Annotated in this window: 1 protein-coding gene; it reads left to right on the top strand. The window is 72.8% G+C overall.

Translation table 11 applies throughout. The features are described from left to right. Positions 1-217: acyltransferase domain-containing protein (locus ACLF6P_RS30150; RefSeq protein ID WP_415954614.1), on the top strand; the 217-nt coding region annotated here is incomplete at both ends.

Genomic DNA, 217 nt, shown 5'->3' with positions numbered 1-217 from the left:
AGGCCACCCGCACCGCCCTCGCCGACGGCCACACCGTCTTCATCGAAGTCAGCCCGCACCCGGTCCTGTCCCTGGGCCTGCAGGGCACCATCGAGGACGCCGAAGCAACCGCCACCGCGCTCGGCACCCTCCGCCGCGACGAGGGCGGCCCGGACCGCATCGTCACCTCCCTCGCCGAAGCCCACTGCCACGGCGTGAGCATCGACTGGCAGACGGT

This window comes from Streptomyces lothianensis (assembly GCF_047779955.1).
Classification (GTDB): Bacteria; Actinomycetota; Actinomycetes; order Streptomycetales; family Streptomycetaceae; genus Streptomyces.
Note: the sequence above shows the minus strand (reverse complement) of the source record. Positions and strands in the feature narration are given on the sequence as shown.